Source organism: Nocardiopsis salina YIM 90010, assembly GCF_000341025.1.
Taxonomy (GTDB): Bacteria; Actinomycetota; Actinomycetes; order Streptosporangiales; family Streptosporangiaceae; genus Nocardiopsis; species Nocardiopsis salina.
In genome coordinates, this window is record NZ_ANBF01000182.1 from 1 (window position 1) to 16,143 (window position 16,143).

15 protein-coding genes are annotated in these 16,143 nt (G+C 69.3%); 11 read left to right on the forward strand and 4 right to left on the reverse strand.

What is annotated here, in order from left to right; genetic code table 11:
• Positions 1–40: 40 nt before the first annotated feature.
• Genes D474_RS0120845 through D474_RS0120860 form a run of 4 tightly spaced genes read right to left on the reverse strand, consistent with a single transcriptional unit; the run spans position 41 to position 3,426 of the window.
• Positions 41–832: a pyrimidine reductase family protein gene (locus D474_RS0120845; RefSeq protein WP_026118668.1), complete on the reverse strand. Its 792-nt coding sequence runs from the start codon at positions 830–832 to the stop codon at positions 41–43.
• On the reverse strand, positions 817–1,512 hold the full coding sequence (locus D474_RS0120850; protein WP_017615435.1) for a class III extradiol ring-cleavage dioxygenase family protein: 696 nt from the start codon (positions 1,510–1,512) through the stop codon (positions 817–819). The genes D474_RS0120845 and D474_RS0120850 overlap by 16 nt, the downstream gene beginning before the upstream one ends.
• A 55-nt stretch (positions 1,513–1,567) precedes the next feature.
• A complete protein-coding gene (gene folP / locus D474_RS0120855) occupies positions 1,568–2,428 on the reverse strand; it encodes a dihydropteroate synthase (RefSeq protein WP_017615436.1) in 861 nt (286 codons plus the stop codon).
• Complete coding sequence (locus D474_RS0120860) at positions 2,422–3,426, reverse strand: glucosyl-3-phosphoglycerate synthase (RefSeq protein WP_017615437.1); 1,005 nt, start codon at positions 3,424–3,426, stop codon at positions 2,422–2,424. The genes folP and D474_RS0120860 overlap by 7 nt, the downstream gene beginning before the upstream one ends.
• A 1,187-nt stretch (positions 3,427–4,613) precedes the next feature.
• Here D474_RS0120860 and D474_RS32390 point away from each other — a divergent pair.
• The 11 genes from D474_RS32390 (at position 4,614) to D474_RS0120920 (ending at position 15,922) form a co-directional block, all read left to right on the forward strand.
• Positions 4,614–6,392 carry a tetratricopeptide repeat protein gene (locus D474_RS32390; RefSeq protein ID WP_017615439.1) on the forward strand — a complete coding sequence of 593 codons (1,779 nt, stop codon included), beginning with the start codon at positions 4,614–4,616 and terminating at the stop codon, positions 6,390–6,392.
• Entirely contained in the window at positions 6,389–7,807 is a 1,419-nt protein-coding gene (locus tag D474_RS0120875) for a TldD/PmbA family protein (RefSeq protein WP_161628697.1), read from the forward strand. The genes D474_RS32390 and D474_RS0120875 overlap by 4 nt, the downstream gene beginning before the upstream one ends.
• A gap of 88 nt (positions 7,808–7,895) precedes the next feature.
• On the forward strand, positions 7,896–8,507 hold the full coding sequence (locus D474_RS34335) for a PmbA/TldA family metallopeptidase (RefSeq protein ID WP_394296541.1): 612 nt from the start codon (positions 7,896–7,898) through the stop codon (positions 8,505–8,507).
• On the forward strand, positions 8,492–9,124 hold the full coding sequence (locus D474_RS32825) for a metallopeptidase TldD-related protein (protein ID WP_017615441.1): 633 nt from the start codon (positions 8,492–8,494) through the stop codon (positions 9,122–9,124). Before D474_RS34335 ends, D474_RS32825 begins: the two co-directional genes overlap by 16 nt.
• Positions 9,121–9,675, forward strand: coding sequence for an NADPH-dependent FMN reductase (locus tag D474_RS0120890; protein WP_083931893.1), 555 nt, complete (start codon positions 9,121–9,123; stop codon positions 9,673–9,675). The genes D474_RS32825 and D474_RS0120890 overlap by 4 nt, the downstream gene beginning before the upstream one ends.
• The gene (locus D474_RS0120895) at positions 9,672–10,388 is read left to right on the forward strand and encodes an O-methyltransferase (protein ID WP_017615443.1); all 717 of its coding nucleotides are present in this window, start codon (positions 9,672–9,674) and stop codon (positions 10,386–10,388) included. Before D474_RS0120890 ends, D474_RS0120895 begins: the two co-directional genes overlap by 4 nt.
• A 1-nt stretch (position 10,389) precedes the next feature.
• Positions 10,390–11,076, forward strand: a complete 687-nt coding sequence (locus D474_RS0120900; RefSeq protein ID WP_017615444.1) for a class I SAM-dependent methyltransferase — start codon at positions 10,390–10,392, stop codon at positions 11,074–11,076.
• Positions 11,073–11,996 (forward strand): NAD-dependent epimerase/dehydratase family protein, encoded by a 924-nt coding sequence (locus D474_RS30575; protein WP_017615445.1) that lies wholly within the window; start codon positions 11,073–11,075, stop codon positions 11,994–11,996. The genes D474_RS0120900 and D474_RS30575 overlap by 4 nt, the downstream gene beginning before the upstream one ends.
• Positions 11,984–13,483 (forward strand): pyridoxal phosphate-dependent aminotransferase, encoded by a 1,500-nt coding sequence (locus D474_RS0120910; RefSeq protein WP_017615446.1) that lies wholly within the window; start codon positions 11,984–11,986, stop codon positions 13,481–13,483. The genes D474_RS30575 and D474_RS0120910 overlap by 13 nt, the downstream gene beginning before the upstream one ends.
• A 135-nt stretch (positions 13,484–13,618) precedes the next feature.
• Positions 13,619–14,374 (forward strand): SDR family NAD(P)-dependent oxidoreductase, encoded by a 756-nt coding sequence (locus tag D474_RS30580; RefSeq protein WP_083931895.1) that lies wholly within the window; start codon positions 13,619–13,621, stop codon positions 14,372–14,374.
• 54 nt (positions 14,375–14,428) lie between these two features.
• Positions 14,429–15,922, forward strand: a complete 1,494-nt coding sequence (locus D474_RS0120920) for a peptide ABC transporter substrate-binding protein (RefSeq protein ID WP_017615448.1) — start codon at positions 14,429–14,431, stop codon at positions 15,920–15,922.
• Positions 15,923–16,143 lie beyond the last annotated feature (221 nt).

The window sequence follows — 16,143 nt, forward strand, 5'->3', positions numbered from 1 at the left end:
GTCATAACCATCAGCTACGCTGGCTCTCTCCCGGTCGGCTTCAGACCCCGTCGCGGATCCACCGGTGCAGGAGCGTGCCGTCGGCCTCCAGCACCAACCGCGGGAACAGGTGCCGGTCCGCGGGGGTCCCGGCGGTGATGCGCTGGGCTCGACCGCCGGCCATCAGCGGAACCACGGTCTGGCAGAGCTCGTCGAGCACACCGGCAGCAGCCACGTCGGCCAGCAGCCGCGGGCCGCCCTCGCAGAGCACCCGGCGCAGCCCCCGCTCGTGCAGCACCCGCACCGCCCTCGGCAGGTCCACCTCGTCCTGCCCGGCGATCAGCACCCGCTCGGCGCCCAGCACGTCGCGTGCCCGCTGCAGCGCTTCCGGCCCCGCGGCCTCGCAGGTCACCAGGTACACGGCGCCACGGTCGGGCACCTCCTCGGCCAGGATCGGCGGGACACCCCCGCTCTCACTGACCACCGCGATCGCCGGATGGGCTCCGCGCCCCTCCGCCAGGGCCCGCTCGGCCAGGACGCCGCTGCGGCGCGCCGCGCGCCGGTACCCCTCGACCCGTGCGGTTCCGGCGCCCACGAGGATCACGTCGGCCAGGTCGCGCAGCAGCGTGAAGACCCGGTTGTCGGGCTCGGTGTTGATGGAGGCGGTACGCCCGTCGTTGCCGGCCGCGCCTCCGTCCAGGGTCGCGACCATGTTGGCCCGGACCCACGCGCGCGCGGAGGTGTCCGGGTAGGAGTACAGGCGCTCCAGGGCCGCGTCGTCGACCGGGTCACCGGGGAACGGCCCGTCGGCCCCCACCACACCGGGAGCCCCTTCGTTCAGGAGGACTCGCACGTCCACACCCCCACCAGGTACTGCACCCCGAACGGGTCGTCCGCGTAGCGCACCCCGGCACGCACCGGAGCCCCCTCGAGCTCGACCGCGGCCGCCATGACCTGCCACGCCGCCCGGCCCGCGGCCATGAGTTCTTCGGCCAGTGCGGTGTCCAGCCCGGCCAGCGCCGTGGTGTCGCCCTCCGCGAGGGCCCGGTGCACGGTGTCGTCGAAGGCGAAGGAACGCTCGTCCAGGTGTCCTGGCGCCTTCACTCCGCGGCGCGCGCTGCCGTCGCCCATGACCAGCAGCCCAACGCGTACACCGCGCCCGGCCAGTCGCGCGGCCAGCCCCGCGACCTCACCGGCGTCGGCGTCGTGGGCGACGGTGTGCAGCTCCACGGGCAGTTCATTCCCGGTCTCGTCCAGGAGCCGCCGTGCCGCCGCCAGGCTCAGCGGGAGCGCGTCGGCCTGCGCCACCCGCGGCCCGTCTCCCCCGTAGGCGCGCGCGGGCACGGGCGCGTCGGTGTGCTCACCGGTGGAGTCACCGCCCCCGACCGCGATCAGGAGATCGGGGTCGGTCGCGGTGAGCTCGGCCAGCGCGCCGTGGCAGGCCTGGCGCAAGGGGGCCGCCACGTCCTGGCCGCCGGTCAGTTCCCGCAGCAGCAGCGGCGGGTGCGGGCACACTGCGGTGCCGACGATCATCGGTGTTTCCTTCCAGGCGGTGCGGTCCGTGGACGCGGGCGGGTGCCGGGGCGGCTCAGGCCAGGCCCCGGACGGTGCGGGCCGGGGGACGCACCCCGCGGATGCTCGCGACCATGTCCAGGACCTGCCGGGTCTCGGCGACCTCGTGGACACGGTAGACCTGCGCCCCGTGCCAGGCCGAGACCGCGGTGGCCGCCAGGGTCCCGGTGAGGCGTTCACCCACGGGCAGGTCGAGGCTCTCCCCCACGAAGTCCTTGTTGGACAGCGACACCAGGACCGGCCACCCCGTGGCGACCATCTCGTCCAGGCGGCGGGTCAGTTCCAGGGAGTGCCAAGTGTTCTTGCCGAAATCATGCGCCGGGTCGATGATGGCCGAGGCCGGGTCCACGCCCAGGGCCACCGCGCGCTGGGCCTGGGCGACGGTGGACTCGATCGCGTCGCGCACCACGTCGTCGTAGGCCACCCGGTGCGGACGGGTGCGCGGGGTGACGCCGCCGGTGTGGGTGCACACCAGCGCCGCCCCCTGCTGCGCTGCGACCTCCGCCAGCCCCGGGTCGTGGCCGCCCCACGCGTCGTTGAGCAGGTCAGCACCGGCCTCGCACACCGCCTGCCCGACGGTGGCGCGCCAGGTGTCGACGCTGATGATCAGGTCGGGGAACTCCGCGCGCACCGCGGCGACGAAGTCCACGACGCGGCGTTTCTCCTCGTCGGCACCGATCTCCTCGCCCGGCGCGGCTTTGATGCCGCCGATGTCGACGAGGTCGGCGCCCTCGTCCACGACCTTGCGCACACGTTCGAGGGCGGGACCGTCGGCCCAGGTCGCGCCCTTGTCGTAGAAGGAGTCGGTGGTGCGGTTGACGATCGCCATGACCAGCGTGCTGTCGGCCCCGTAGTCGCGCCCGCGCAGTCTCAGCACCGACCGGCCACCTCCCCGGCGAGCCCAGCGCCTACGCAGGCCCCGTTTCCAGCAGCCCCGGTCCCGGACTCGCCCGGTGGCGGGCCCACCCGGCTCGCCGGTCCTCGTTCCACGACCCCGACCTCGGTGGTCAACGTCTTCCCCCCGGTCCCGTACTGGTGCAGTTCCACGGTGTCGGTACCCGGCCCCGCACCCGCCCGGCGGTCGGCGACCGCGAGGAGTTCGGTGGCCATGGTGCCGAGCCCGTGCAGGCTCTGGTGGTGGTGTCCCCGGCGACCCATGCCGACCTGGGCGATCGCGTCCACGCCCCGGCTCAGGTGGGTGTCCACGAGGGTGGCCAGTTCGACCCCGTAGCCGACCGGGACGGGCAGTTCGCGCAGCAGGGAGCGCCGGATCGCCCACTCCCCCGACAGCGGCTGGATGATGCCGGACAGCTCCGGCCAGCGCAGCGCGATGGTGGGGCGGGCGACGAGTTCGGTGACGCGGCCGCCCTCGTGGGTGGGGCGGGCGTCCTCACGGTCCAGGACCCGGTCGTAGAAGGCCTTGACCAGATCGACGCGGGGCTCCTCCAGCAGCGGTCCCAGGAGTCCGGACACGAAGTGGGTGTCCCACTCGACCAGGTCGGCGTCGAGGAAGACCAGGACGTCGCCGGACGTGACGAACTGCGCCTTCCACAGTGCCTCGCCCTTGCCGCGGTGGTGGCCCAGGTCGGGGCGCACGTCAACGGTGCGGTGCACGCGGGCGCCGGCTGCGGCTGCCTCGCGTGCGGTGGCGTCGGTGGAGTCGGAGTCGATGACCACGATCTCGTCGAGCAGGGGGAACCGCTCGACCAGTTCCTCGCGCACGCGCGAGACGATGCGGCCGACGGTGGCCTCCTCGTCGCGGGCGGGGACGACCAGGCTGACGGTGGTTCCGGTGTCCCCCTTGAGCTCCACCAGGCGTTGCGGCGTCCACTCCGTCCATTGCCGGGTGCGCCGCTCGAACCAGCCGTCGTTCACCGTGCTCCTCCAGAAGGCTCCCGGGCCGGGGCCGCGGGACATGTGTCGCTCTGCTCTGCCCCGGCCGGGCGTCGGTGCCGGTACGGGGCGGCGGACAGGGGCCGGGCCCTGCTCCCCAGAGCCTACGCGCCGTCGGTCCGGGAGTGTGGGCGGACTGGAGTGAGGCTCACGACGCCGCTCCAAGATTCTGCAGCGCGGACGTTCTTACCAGGACGCCAGCACGCGTCCGCGAACCCGACCTGGTCAGGAGCCTCACGCACAATATGCATCGCCGTGGCCACGAACCTCTCGGCCGGGGACACCCGCCGTCCCACGAACCCGCATAGGCGCTTGCGGCCGTTGACGTAGCGCCATGCGGGCCATGCTCGCGAGCTGACGGGACGGTGTGAGCGAAGCACCCGGACCGCCACCCCTTCTCAAACACGCATTCACGGACATTGGAATGCTGAAACCATCCCATCTTTCTCACGCGTCACGTCCGTGGCCGACTCGGCCGCAACCCCCGACCGCCGCCCACAGATCTCCCACGCAAAAGCCCTGTTTGCAGCCGATAATCGAGCTACCTCAGCGGCATTGCCATGCATAGCAAGATGTTGCCATATCTCTATCCAGTAGTTGACGACACCCAAGCTGCAAGGGAGGATCTTTTCTTGAGGGCGCATTCACGAGCCGAATGAAAACCTCACGATGAAGGACTCATTGAGTTCGGGTTATCACTCAGGTGATCTTTCGGCGGGTGCGAACTCAAGATTTCGAGATCGAGATGAGAATGGAGGTGATTGCGAAAATGTCTGCTCTGCCTGAAGACCTGGTTGTGGCCATTGACGACCTGCTCGCCGAGGCCGACGTCCACGAGTCGGCTCTCGAGGACGAGGTCGAGACCGCGCAGCGTGCTATCGCGTGGTAACGAAAATTGAGGCCCATGGGGTGGACCCAAGCCACCCCATGGGCCCTTCTAGCCGGAACTTCGTTCCGGAGTCCAGTGAGGAGCAGGCGCAATGAGTGGAACAGAGCACGCGCAACTGATAAAGAATGCCATCGGCTCCCGTGAGCCCTTGGGTTCCGGTACAGATCATCGTACACCTCGCCAAGTAGTCCGTGAAGCGGTCTGGTTCACCGGGGTCAGTGATCAGCTCTGTTCGTCCGCTCTTTCTGCGTCGCGTTCCTCCCAGGACAGGCTCGTCGTCGTGGCGGACGGAGCGGGAAAGGTATCGGAACTGCCCTCCTTCGACGTCGCGGTGCGCTTGTCGCGCACACTCCTCGAGTCCCTTCCCGCGCACACGGAATTGACCGATCAGGACCGGGAGGGGCTCCGCTTCCTCGACCCCGGCCTACTCGGGGAAAGCGGAGCACGCCCTTCCGCGCTGGATGCTCATGCTGTCACGTACGCGATCGTGCGGCGTATCAGCAGAGAGTCGCTGCAATCCGCGATCAAGATCGACCTGGTGGCAATGTTCCTTGCGAAGGCGTTGCGTGCCTTCGCCGGTGACCGTGCTGTCACCATCGTCGTTCCGAAATTCGACCTGGTGGACCGCCCCTCCCTGCGGGTGCTCAATAGGTTGCTGTGGCTCGCCGACCGAAACGACCGATTCCGAGTGGTCGGCCTGTGCAGTGGCGATCCGCTCGCGCCGTCGGCGGAGATCGGCTCCGAGCCCGGGACCGCGAATCGCTTGACGAGGTCGAGGCAGCGGCTGTTCGAGCGGCTCCGATTGGAGTGGAAGCCGAAGGTCATCGGCCTCACTCCCGCCGGGCTCATACTGCCGGTGGCCGGCGGCGCGGCCCTACCAGACGGAGACGCCCGGCGCATGGACACGGTGGCCGAGGCGCTCGTCGAACACAATTACGATCGTGCCTACATGCTCGCCGAGATCGCGCTGCGCGATGCTCGCCCCGGGGACACCAAGGCCGACCTTCTGAGACTGGTCGGCCTCTGCGACGCCAACATCGGAGAGGTCGACAGCGGGGTCGAGTCCCTGCAAGCCGCTCTCCGCGAGGCACACCGTCCGGAGCTGCGCGCTCACCTGCACTATCTCGCGGGCCTGCTCATCACCAAGCGCCGCTACGACCTCGACGCCGCCGACGAACAGTACCGCTTCGGCTTGGCGGAACTGGAGGCCTCCGAGGACGAGACCGATGCCCGGTTCGAGCGAGCTTGGCTGCTCAACGGGCGGGCTCTCGTGGCCTCCCTACGGGCCCGGAGGCTCGCTCCGGAAGAACGTGAGGAGCGCCTGCACGAGGTGATGCGCCAGGAGGTCGCTGCCTTTCAGCTCGCAACCCGGGGAAGCGATCCCCGACACGTGTACCTCCGCCACAACCTGCTGGCCAACACCGCGTTCGTCCTGGAGATGCTCGGCCAGTTCGACGAGGCGATCCGCTTCTGGCACCGGGCCTTCGGTCAGTTCCTGGGCAAGTCGGGCCACGCCGGAGCCTTCGAACCCATCTATCGGTACCGAGTCGGAGTCCTCGAATGGAAGGCCGGGCGCCAGGAGGCATTGCCTTCTCTGCGTGAAGCCCTGCACCTGGCCACACTCCGCCACGACCGATTTCAGGCCGAACGCATCCGCTACGCGGTCGGCTACGTCTGCCTCGACCTGGGTCTTATCGAAGAGGCCGTCGGACACCTGCGGGCAGGGCTGTCGCAGGCATGGGAACTGCGAGACCCACTCGCTTGTATCCAGCACGCCACAGCGCTCTGCACCGCCGCTCAGCGCTCGGGCAAGACCCGCCTCGACCGCGCAGTTCGCCGCTGGCTGCGACTGACGGGGCACCACGCGCTGGCGGAGGTCGACGGCGAGCTCGAACCCGCCCCGGCCCCGCCCGCACCCAAGCTGCCCGCCTACATCCCCGGCATCGACCTGGAGCCCACACCGAACATCAACCTGAACGTGTATCTGGTCGGCAACCACGATGCGATCGCGGAGCCCGGGCCCGCTTCAGCAGTCTCATCCGGGGCGGCAGCCCGATGAGATCGCTCCGAGCACAGTCTCCCGACGAAGTACTGCCGCACCACCTGCTCATGGAGTTGCTCGACGAGCTCCGCCGCTCCGGCGCGGACTACGCCGACGCCTTCGTCGAAGAGCGCGATTCCCGATCGGCCGTCGTAGGCGATGGACGGGTCGAGGACATTTCGAACGGATGGCAGTGCGGGGTCGGTTTCAGGGTCCTTCGTGGTGCCCGGGTCGGTTCGTGCAGTACCGAGGACCTTAGTGCCGAGGGTTTGCGCGAGGCCGCCCACCGGGCTGGGAAGACGGCAGGGGCCGCCGTCCCTGAGCATGCGCTGTCGGTGGGCATCGCCTCCCGGGTTGCCCGCAACAGGTCATGGCCAGGACACGAGGGGATCTGCGACTGGAGCCCGCGTCTGGAATTGCTACGCATCGCGGATACGGGCGCTCGCGAGGCCGAGAACACCGTCAAGAGCGTGAGGACCACCTGGTTCGAGAGTTTGCACCGAATCCAGGTGGCCACGAGCGAGGGCGTTCGCCGCAGCGAGCAGCGTGCCCGCACCCGGATGCACGTCAGGGTAGCGGCTGCCGACCGTACCGGGCGGACCGCAACTGGTGCCCGAGCGCCAGGGAAAGGTGGTGGGCTCGAACGCTTCACCGCTGAGACGGATCCGGCGGCGGCGGCCCGGGAGGCAGCGCGCCAAGCGGTGCGGTTGCTCGACGCCCGTGATTGTCCCGGGGGTGAGCTACCGCTGGTCCTTCAGGGCGGCGCGGCAGGCGCCTTCCTCCACGAGGCGTGCGGCCATTCCCTGGAGGCGGGAGAAGCAGGCGGCACCTCGCCGTTCGACGGGCTGGCGGGCCACCTCGTCGCACCGCAGACGGTAACCGTGACCGACGACCACACCCTCGCTGGCGGTTGGGCCACCGAGTCCTTCGACGATGAAGGAACCGACGCCACGCGTACGGTCCTGATCGACCGGGGCCGCCTGGTCTCCCGGTTGCACGACCGCGCTTCTGCCCGCCGTGCCGGGGTGCAGGGCACGGGCAACGGGCGCCGACCATCCTTCCGGGGCCTTCCCTCGCCGCGGATGACCAACCTGTTGGTGAGCCCTGGGGAGGATGATCCTGACGAAATCCTGAGCCAAACCTGTGATGGCGTTCTAGCCCGCGAGTTCGGGCGCGGGGCGGTCGACCCCGTTACCGGCCTCCTGACCTTCGACGTCACCGAGGGCTACCGCATCCGGGCCGGACACGTCTGCGAACCATTGCGGGGTGTGCGGATCACGGGTCACGGCCCGAAGATGCTCGCCAGTATCGACCGGGTCGGTGACGACGTGGAAGTGACCCCGCTCGTGTGCACCAAGGACAACCAGAAGGCCATGGTCTCCGCCGGGTCACCGACCCTGAGGGTCACCGGGGCCTCGATCGGGGGCCGGTGAAGTGGCGGACACGACGGCGCTGGACCGCCTCGCGGTAGACCTGGCCGAGCGGGGCACCGCCGCGGGCGCCGAGGAGGTCGAGGTCTATGTGTGTGATGAGCACACCATGGGCCTGCGCTCATCCGGCTCCGGCACCCTGTCGGCGAAGGAATCGCGCACGCGCGGAGTAGGCGTTCGGGTCGTGAGGGAACGGTCCGTTGGTTTCGCCTACGGATCCCTGCCCGGAGGGCGGGATGCGGTCGGCCTCGTGGAGCGCGCTCTCGCGTCCTGCTCCTTCAACGAACCACTGGAGACTTCGGGGCCGATTCTTCCCGTGCCCGAAGCGAAGGCCCCCTTGGACACGCGGTCCTGGGTCGAGGGGGTACAAGCGTGGTCGATGGACGAGGCATGGCACAGCCTGGACCGTTTCGCCCAGGCTGCCCAGTCCACCCCCGGTGGGCACGACGTCCCCCGTTGCCACTACGGCGTCTCGCTGAGAGTGGTCGCCATAGCCGGTTCCTCCGGGATCCGCACCGGTTACCACAGCGGAGTGCACTTCCTCTGGGGGAGGTCCGGGACGGGGACGTCTCCGCGACAGGGTCTTGTTGGGCCCGCCATCCCGCCGACCTGGAGCCCGTGCGCGCAGCACGCCACGCGGCCGAAACGGTGTCCCGGTCCACACGGGCTGCCCTCCCCCGGGGAGGGATGCCCGTCGTCCTGACCCCGCCGGCCGCGTCCGCCTTGGTGGGACGGATGGCGGGCCCCCTCACCGTTGGCGGGCCCGAGGCGTCCGCGTCTCGCGGGGCGCGGGTGGCATCGGCCGAGGTCTCAGTGGTGGACGACGCGACACTCGACGGTGCACTGGCGAGCGCCCCGGTCGATGACGAAGGTCTCGCCGCACGGCGAGTGGAACTCGTGCTGGGCGGCGAACGCGTCCGGACCCTCACCCCGGGCCGGGGCCACTCGCGTCGGAGCAGCTATCGGGCTCTGCCCCGTCCGGGCGCGAGCAATCTGTACGTCCTTCCCAGCGGCCGGTCGCGACGGGAACTGATCGCCCTGGCCGGTCAGGGACTCCTGATCGAGCAAGTCAGCGGGCTCGCACGGCTCGGTCCGAGCAGCGCGGTGTCGTCCATCGGAGTCCGTGGACGGCGGATCAGGGGTGGCGAGCCCGCGGAGCCCGTGGCGGGCCCCCTGCCCATCTCGTCACTTCCGAACCTCTTCGAGGCGGTAGTGGGCGTGGGTGAGGACTTGGAGTTCTGGCCGGGAAAGGTCAACGCTGGTTCACCGAGTCTGCTGATCGATGCTTCGGGGTTCCCGGAGCGGAAAGGAGAGCGATGACGCAGGTCGCACTCATCTGTGGCAGTCGCAAACCAGCTCCGGGGGCGACGGAGCGTTCGGCCGCTCGTGAGATGCTGCGCGAAGTCGCCAGGGGCGTGGATGCCACAGGGCACGAGAGCACGTGGATCGACCTCCGGCGTGTTGAGCTCCCCTGGTGGGACGGGCGCACGGGCGAGGACTACGGCAGCGCCGATCTCGACCGGCTCGCCTCGGACCTGGAGGCATGTTCCGTCGCGGTGATCTCCGCCCCCGCGTACTGGAACGGGCTGTCCGGACCCGTGAAGAACCTCTTCGACCTCTTGGGGCCCGCCCCGTGGCGGGACACCACAGTGGCCGGGCTCATCGTGGGTATGAACGCCTCCTCCGCCTATGCCGGAGAGGACCAGCTGCGACAAGTGGTCTCGGCTGTAGGGGCGTGGTGGGCTCCGCACTCGATGGTCATCGGGAACCCGAGAGACCACACCGACGTACCCGCCCTGCGCCGCGACCTGCGCCGCTTCGGCGGCTACGCGGGCCTGTTGGCGGGCCGGACAGCGGTGGAGACGCCATGAGCGCCGCCGATGCCAAGCGCCTGACTATTGCCGAGGCCGACAGGGCAGTCACCGCTCTGGTGGACAGGCTCGCTGGGGCCGGCCTGCTGCCGGCGGGTTCAGAGTTCGATGCGGGGGCTTTCCATACCCTTCGCTCGCGCGTTTGGGATGCCTTCCACGTACCCCAGACCTCGATCTCCCCGGTGATGGCCCGACTGATGTTCGCGATCGGGGACTGCACCCGAGCGAGACGGGTCCTGGTCGTGGGTTCCTACTACGGCAACACACTGGTGTGGCTGGCCGGGCGGGCCCTGCTGGAGGGGGGAGCGGACCGGCTGGTGGGAGCAGATGTCGACCCGGATGCCTGTGCGGGGGCCGAACAGAACTTCGCACGCCTCGGAGGGCGCGCCCCAGTATGCATCGAGTCGTGTGACGGCCGTGATGTCCTCCCCAGCGACGAGTGGGACCTGCTTCTGCTCGACGCCGACTGCCCGCACACCCGGAAGGCCATCTACCTTCCCCTCTTGCACGCGGCCCTGCCCCACATGGCCCCGGCGGCGACCGTGTTGGCGCACGATACTGCGTTGCCCGCGTTCGCGGAACAGCTGGCGGGCTACAAGCATGCCGTCGGCGACAGGGACGTCTTCGCCGGCAGTGCCCATCTCGCCGTGGACCCCTGCGGTTTGGAGCTCTCGCGCGTTGGGCGCCCAACCACCACCACACCGAGGAGTTGACGTGACCGCGAAGAACGACCACATCCGGGGTGAGAGCGGCTCGTTGAGCGCGGCCGCCCAGCGGGGGCTGTTCCAACTGCCCCGCCGATTGGACTTCCTGCACGATTCGCTCCCCGAGGCACCGTCGAACATCCTCGACGTGGGCTGCGCAGGAGGCTACATCGGTTTGGTCCTACAACGCCTCGGGCACCGGGTCACGGGTGTCGAGCTCAACGAGGCCATGGCCGCCCAGGCACGTCAGAGGGGCATCGAGGTCGTCGAACACGACTTGGAAGAACCGGTCCCACTGCCCGACGGCTCCTTCGACGTAGTGCACGCCTGCGAGGTAATCGAGCACCTCTTCGACACGGAGGGTTTCCTCCACGATCTGGCGCGCCTGCTTCGGCCCGGCGGCACGCTCGTCGTCAGCAGCCCCAACCTGAACAGTCTCAGCAACCGGTGGAGGGTCCTACGCGGGTCGGCTCTGCCGATGTGGGGAGCCAGCCCGAGCGACCGCCACGGCGGCCATATCCGAGTGTTCAACCGCGCGACCCTCGAAGAGCTGCTCCACAGGACCGGTTTCACACCGGTCAAGACCATCGGCTCCAATCAGGGCGGTCGCTTGGCCCGCATGCTCGACCGCACGCCGAACCTGAGCGAGTTGATCCTGGTCAGGGCGCACCGCGAAGAGGTGATCCCGAGCCGATGAAGCTGCTCGTCACGGGTGGTGGGACCGTGGGTACCGCGGTGGCCCGCGCCGCACGGTCTCGGGGCGCCCAGGTACTTGTGGTCGACGCGCGCGGTCTCGACACGGAGCTCGACTCCGTGAGGTGCGACGTGACCGACACCGCTGCCCTCCTGAGCGTGTTCACCGAATGGGCCCCCGACCATGTCGTGCACACCGCGGGAATCATTGGGCGCAAGGTCGACACAGCCCCTCCCCTGGCAGTGGGTGTCAACGTGACCGGGACCGTGTCGGTCCTGGAGTGCGCCCGACGATCCTCCGTCGAGCATGTGGTTCTCGCCAGCAGCTTGGCGGTCTACGACTGGTCGAGAATCGATCCGGACGACGGCCCCATCCAGGAGGACGCGGCGGGACGGCCGACCTCCCTGTACGGGGCGAGCAAAATCGCAGCCGAGACTCTCGCAGGCCAGTTCGCACGTAGCGGTGGGCCCGCGGTCAGCGTGCTGCGGTTCGCCGGAGTGTACGGCCTGCACGGGGGTGGCGGGGGTGCGCTGCTCTCCTCCGCGCTGTCCAACATCATCCGGCGCTCGATCAGGGGCCAGGAGGTCACCCTCCCTCCCTTCATGGGGTGCACCGAGTACCTGAACGCCGTCGACGCCGCGCATGCTGTCCTCTTGGCCCTGGACACGGGCACGTCGCCGTGGCGCGTCCTGAACGTTGGTGCCGGCCGGGTCCACGGAGCTGACGAAGTGGCCGAGCTCCTGCGGTGGGCCGTGCCTGGTGCTCGCATCGGCGTGCCGCCCACGTCCCGGTTCCTGCCGCCGCTGGACCTGGCTCGCGCGCGCAGTGAACTGGGCTACGCCCCACAGGTCGATCTCCAAGACGGAATCGCGGAGCTGGCCGAGGCCATAAGACGTGATGAGGAAACAGCGTGCACGAATTGATCCTGGAGGCAGGGGCACGGGCCCGGACCGACCCCCTTCCCAACGGTACGCGCGTGGTGGACACCACCTCACTGCCCATGTTCGCCGCAGTGGGGTGGGACGGCGACGGCGCCGACCGGCTCCGCGACCTGGTGCGCCGCAGCGACGCTCTCACCCTTCGTGGGACGGCTGTCCGAGGCGGTGCCCCCGGTATCCTGGCCAACGGGCTCGCACTGCTGGGCGGGCCCGACTACGGGCGCTCCGAACGCGGCGACGTTCTCGCAGGCCGCTACGTGGTCATCGACCTCGAGGGCGCGCCCGCGGATGTCTTCCGGGGAGTCGCACACCTGGAACGCATGGCGCGAGCGCTGGGAGCCGATGACATCCGCTGTGCCACAGACCGCGGCGGGACGCAGGACTCGTGGGCGGTGGTCGGCACGTCCGCCGGAGCTGCCCCGGCGGTGGACGCGGCGCTGGGCCAAGTCGTGCTCCCCGAGCATCCGGAACTGGAGGAGGCGCTTGCTCGGTCCGTCCGGGCCGCAGCGCGCTACTGTCCCCCGGATGGACATCCACGGCTCCGGGAAGCTCTGTTCTCCGGGCTCGGTGCGCAGGCTGCCGGCCCTGCACGCACTCTGACCGTCACGGCGGGGGCCTCCATGGCGCTGACCTCGGCGTTGTCGGCTCTGGTTCCCAGGGGTGGGGCGGTCCTGGTTCCCGACCCCGGATACCCGCCATATCGGGCTCTGGTGCGCAAGCTCGGTCTCAGAGCACTCCCCTACCCCGCTCCCCGACCCGGGGAGCGCTTGTCCTCCCGGGCGCTGGCAAAGGCCGCTGAGGCACACGCGGTGTTGTGGAACAGTCCCAGCAACCCCACGGGTTGGGTCGCCACACCCGAGGATGTCGAGCTCCTGGTCGCGAGCGCGCGCAAACACGACCTGCTCGTCATCAGCGACCAGGTCTATGCCGGACTCGAGTGGGGCGGCGTTGCTGGAAGGGCCGTTCCCCAGGCCACGGAGATCGCGGATCGAACAGTGGTCGTCGACAGTGCATCCAAACGTTATGCGGCAGCAGGTGTGCGTGTGGGTTGGGTCCATGGCCCGACTGAGCTGGTCGATGCGGTCACCTCCGCGCACTGGTCGTTCTGCATGTCCCCGCCGAGCCATTCCCAACTCGCGGTGGTCGACTTGTTGGAAAGGTCCGACGTGATCCTCGACCGGGTCCGTTCGCAACTCAGCGAGGTCCTGGAGCGTCTGCCCCCGCCCGTACCTCGCCCTGAGGCCGGCCCGTATCTCTGGTTGCGCGCAGGTTCCTCCGGGACCTCCGCTGCGAAAAACCTCGAGATCGAGGGCCCGCTGCGCGTGATGCCGGGAGAGGTCTTCGGCGAGCGCGGCACCGGTCGCGTGCGAATCAACCTCGGGGCGCTCGCCGCCGAGGGCGAGGGCGCGGAACGGGCCCTGCACCGGGCGCTCGGAGTCCTTGACACCGCCCGTGGAACGGGGACCCGATGAAATGGCCGAACACGCGCAGATCTCGTCCCCCCCCATGCAGCGAGCACTGTTACGTCCCGTCCTGTCTGCGCTGTGGTTCCTGTCCGTGAGGCCATGGTTCCGACCTGAGTAGGAAAGCGGTGAAGGAGGATTCGTATGGCTGAGCCCGTGGTTGGCCCTGACAGCCCGGTCGCCTTGATTACGGGCGCAACCGGCGTTGTCGGCACACAGGCGGCGATCGCGCTGCGAGCCCGTGGATACCGGGTTGCACTGCACGGCCGCAACAGGCGCAGGATGGCGCGAGTGGTACGGGCCTGCCCCGACCCCGAGGAATCCGTGCTCGCTCTCACCGGGGACCTCGCTGAGGAGGGGACCGCCGCCGCGCTGGTCGACGCGGTCACCGACCGGTTCGGGCGGCTGGACGTGCTGGTCGCGGCGGCCGGGGCCTTCCCCAAGGAGGATTTCGAGAGCGCCGATGACCAGGTGTGGGACTCGATTCTTTCGCTGAACCTGAGCGCTCAGACGAAATTGCTGCGCAGGGCCCTGGGCCCGCTCAAGAAGGCGCGGCCGGGCGTCGTGGTTTTCATCGGCTCGGAGCCGGTGACACGGCCGGTCGCGCGCCCCGACCAGGAAGCCTATTACGCCAGCAAGGGCGGTCTGCTCGGGCTGGCCAGGGGGTTGCAGGCGTCTCTGCTGGACGAGCCGGTGAGCACCGTCATCGTGCACCCGGACTGGACGCTGCCCGACCAGGAGGTAACCGACCCCTCCGCCCAGCTCCCCGCCGGAAACCTGGGGGCTGCTCTGGCCCACATCGTGGAGATGGCAGGTCTTGTCCGGGTACGCGAGGTGACACTTCACCCCCTGGGATCGGCCACGGAGTCCGTCGACCGCACGCCCCGGAATACCGGCTGACGATCGGGGCCGAAAGCAGGATTAATCGAGACGACCCGAGGAACAGAAAGGAGTGTGATCGCGATCCCCGACGTGACCGAAGCACACGAGAACGCCGGAGCCGGTGACCGAACTCTGAGGACATGGCTGCCCGCCGACCCCCCGAACTGGGACCCGCACACGGGTGTGGACGACTGGTCGATGCGCGTGCACGCCGCCCTGTACGAGGGGCTGGTGAGCCCCGGGCCCACGGGGGAGTTGCGACCGGCGTTGGCCCGGGATTGGGAGGTCGACCCCTCGGGCCGGGTCGTCACCGTCCACCTGCGCCGCGGGGCACGCTGGTCCGACGGCCGCGAGGTCGAGGCGAACGATGTGGTGTATACGTTCGCCCGCGGCACGGACCCGGAGCTGAAGATGCGCTCGGCGTGGCAGATGTACGTGTTGAGCGGCGCGCGTGAGCGGCACCAGGGCGCCCCCGGGGCCGTGCTCGACATCGCGGCGCCCGACAGGTACACGGTACGCGTGGTGCTTGAGCAGCCCGTTCCGTACATGCAGGAGCTCTGGGCTCTGCCTGCGTTCGCCCCCCTGCGCGAGGACGCCCCGCCCACCCGCGACCCGGTCAGCATCCTCGGTGTTCCCAGCAGCGGACCGTTCCGATACCGGAGCATCGAACCGGGCCTCTCGATCGAACTCGAACGCAACCCACAGTACTGGGACGCCCCCTCCATGCCCGGTTCTGCGGTTCGAATTGTCATTGGCGGTGACCCTGTTCAGCTGTTCTCCGAGGGAAAGATCGATCTGGCTCCGTTGGAGATCCGCGCCTTGGACGAGGTCGATCCGGTCGATGTCGCCCGGGTCCCCGAGGCCACGGTGAGTTACCTGGTGATGAACACCCGTGACGAGATGTTGTCCTCGCCAAGGGTGCGTGAGGCGATCGCCGCGGCCGTCGACCCGGAGGAGCTGGTGACGGACACGCGCTCCGGTGCTGCGCCGACGCACCGGTTGGTACCGCCGAGCAAGGGAACGCGGAACTACTTGGAAGCGAGCCCCAGCGTGACGCGCCACCGCGGGACGACGATGCGGCTCGACGGTATGCGGCTCGGTCTCGTGTGCACCGACCTGCCTGACAGCATTGCCGAGGCCGAACGTATGGCCGATCAAGTACGAAAACGGACGGGGGCTGTCGTCGAGGTCGACCCCCGCAGCTACGCAGGGCACTACACGGCGATCCGGGAAGGGAACTACCAGTTGTCCATCGCCGCATGGCGGGCCGATTACGATGATCCGGTCGCTTTCCTGGCCGAGCACGTTTCCGACGGAGTAGCCGGAAACCAGTCGAAATGGTCGAGTCCTCGTTTCAACGAGCTGATGTCGAACGCCCGGGGCAAGGTCGAGGCGGCAGCCCGGCACGGGTCCATGGCCGAGGCTGAACAGCTTCTCCTGGATCACAACGCGGTAGTTCCGCTCTATTCCTGGTCCGGCCTGTGGCTGCACCGCCCGGGGACCAGGGGTGTGGTGCACAGGGGGGCGGGAGCCTCCCCCGACCTGCGTTGGGCGGTGGCACGATGAGCACGGAACGCCAAGTTCTCGTCGTGGGTGGAAGTGGCATGCTGCGCCCCGCCGTTCACGATCTTCTCTCCGCCGGCACCCGGGTGTTGTTGGTAGCGCGCCGACCGGAGAGAGCCGATGCCGGGGCCCCGGACAGCGGACAGTTGATTCCTGTCGCCGCAGACTGGTCCGAGCCGGAGGAGCTGGGCCGGAAAGTACGGGAAGCGGCCGGGGGGCGCCCG

Coding starts and splice junctions, on each gene's coding strand:
- D474_RS0120850 (WP_017615435.1), bottom strand. CDS start 1,512: ATGATCGTCGGCACCGCAGTGTGCCCGCACCCGCCGCTGCTGCTGCGG.
- D474_RS0120875 (WP_161628697.1), top strand. CDS start 6,389: ATGAGATCGCTCCGAGCACAGTCTCCCGACGAAGTACTGCCGCACCAC.
- D474_RS32825 (WP_017615441.1), top strand. CDS start 8,492: ATGCCCGTCGTCCTGACCCCGCCGGCCGCGTCCGCCTTGGTGGGACGG.
- D474_RS0120890 (WP_083931893.1), top strand. CDS start 9,121: ATGACGCAGGTCGCACTCATCTGTGGCAGTCGCAAACCAGCTCCGGGG.
- D474_RS0120895 (WP_017615443.1), top strand. CDS start 9,672: ATGAGCGCCGCCGATGCCAAGCGCCTGACTATTGCCGAGGCCGACAGG.
- D474_RS30575 (WP_017615445.1), top strand. CDS start 11,073: ATGAAGCTGCTCGTCACGGGTGGTGGGACCGTGGGTACCGCGGTGGCC.
- D474_RS30580 (WP_083931895.1), top strand. CDS start 13,619: ATGGCTGAGCCCGTGGTTGGCCCTGACAGCCCGGTCGCCTTGATTACG.